Consider the following 1510-nt stretch of genomic DNA (forward strand, 5'->3'; position numbering starts at 1 on the left):
TTTCGTTTGTTTTTTTTGAACTTATTGGTTACCATCCATTATCCATAGGACTTATGTTGTTTGCGTTCATTCCCGTAACGGTATGGTTGAAAATAACACCAGGCATCGTGACAAGTTCTGTTATTATCCTGCATCTATACGGTTCGGGAAATATCGGTTGGGGAACGGTATGGAATGAAATCCTTCTGATCATCGTCGGAATTGGTACGGCTCTTATATTAAACTTGTACATGCCAAGTTTAGAAAACAAACTGGAGGAATATCAACGTGATGTCGAGCAGAACTTTTCCGTCATCCTTCAAGAACTAGCAAAGTATTTAAGGGAAGGAAACGACACGTGGACGGGACAAGAATTGACGTACACAGCTACTTTGCTTGAGAAAGCAAAGTCGTTGTCCTTCAGAGATGTAGAGAATCACCTATTGCGAACGCATAATCGCTATTATCATTATTTTCATATGAGGACGAAGCAGTTTGAACTACTGGAGCGAATGCTTCCACTTGTCAGCAGGATTTCAACAGAATACGACCAGAGACAGTCGATTGCCAGTTTCTTTGATGACCTCGCTGGTGCGGTACACCCTGGCAATACTGCAGTGATTTACTTAAAAAAATTGAAAGAATTGAAACAAGAATTTCGTAATACGAGGCTTCCGGAATCCCGTGAAGAGTTTGAAGTTAGAGCGAGTCTTTTCCATTTGCTGAATGAAATCGAGCAGTATCTGATTATCAAAAGATCTTTCAAGAAGAGTGATGTATAGGTCTGCAATGAAAGGGGAAACTTGCATTAAAAGGAGTTTTTCACATGCAGATCTTCACACTCCTGTTTCTCCTAACGGGTTCATTCTTAACTCCTCATGTAACGGCAGAACCTGTTGTCATCGTTAATAAAACTACTCATGAAGTTGCTTTGATTCAAAGTGGTAAAGAGGTCTTTCATGCTCCAGCAGCTATTGGCAAAACAAAGGAATTAACCCCAGAAGGACAGTTTCAAATTAAGGTGAAAGCTAAAAATCCTTATTATCGAAAGAAAAATATTCCCGGAGGAGATCCTCGCAATCCACTTGGGAGTCGTTGGATCGGCTTCGATGCAAGGGGAACGGATGGAAGGATTTATGGCATACATGGAACAAATCAGCCAGAATCAATAGGAAAGTCTGTTTCTGCTGGATGCATAAGGTTGGAAAATGAGGATGTAGAAAGGCTTTTTGATCTCGTTCCTTCAGGTGCAGAGGTAGTGATTGTAAGCAGCGAACAAAAAATGAATGAAATATATGGTCAGTGGGAAAAGAGAAAGCTGGAACGTTTACTCTCACTATCGCCATCATAAAAAAGCCGAGGGGGTTATCCCCCCTCGGCTTTAAATAATTATAGAATGTTTTTATAAGAAGAAACTTGCACCTGCAAGTAGTGTGGACAGTACCATGGATATGATCATCAAATAAATGATGACCTTCATTCGGCGCTCACGTTTAGATCTTTTCTTCTTCAGTGGTTGTTTTTGTTGTTT

3 protein-coding genes are annotated in these 1510 nt (G+C 40.3%); 2 read left to right on the forward strand and 1 reads right to left on the reverse strand.

Features of this window, described 5'->3' with window-relative positions; translation table 11 throughout:
- A partial coding sequence (locus LD39_RS20865) for an aromatic acid exporter family protein (protein ID WP_035553369.1) occupies nt 1-761 on the forward strand: 761 nt, incomplete at its 5' end.
- 44 nt (nt 762-805) lie between these two features.
- A complete protein-coding gene (locus tag LD39_RS20870) occupies nt 806-1330 on the forward strand; it encodes a L,D-transpeptidase (protein WP_035553372.1) in 525 nt (174 codons plus the stop codon).
- Nucleotides 1331-1381: 51 nt separating this feature from the next.
- Here the strand turns inward: LD39_RS20870 and prli42 are convergent, their stop codons facing one another.
- Nucleotides 1382-1459: a stressosome-associated protein Prli42 gene (gene prli42, locus LD39_RS23965; protein ID WP_156112706.1), complete on the reverse strand. Its 78-nt coding sequence runs from the start codon at nt 1457-1459 to the stop codon at nt 1382-1384.
- Nucleotides 1460-1510: the final 51 nt, after the last annotated feature.

This window comes from Halobacillus sp. BBL2006, from assembly GCF_000786645.1.
GTDB lineage: Bacteria > Bacillota > Bacilli > Bacillales > Halobacillaceae > Halobacillus.

Excerpts from the sequence above, each read along its gene's own strand:
- LD39_RS20870 (WP_035553372.1), top strand. The coding sequence starts at position 806 with ATGCAGATCTTCACACTCCTGTTTCTCCTAACGGGTTCATTCTTAACT.
- prli42 (WP_156112706.1), bottom strand. The coding sequence starts at position 1,459 with ATGAAGGTCATCATTTATTTGATGATCATATCCATGGTACTGTCCACA.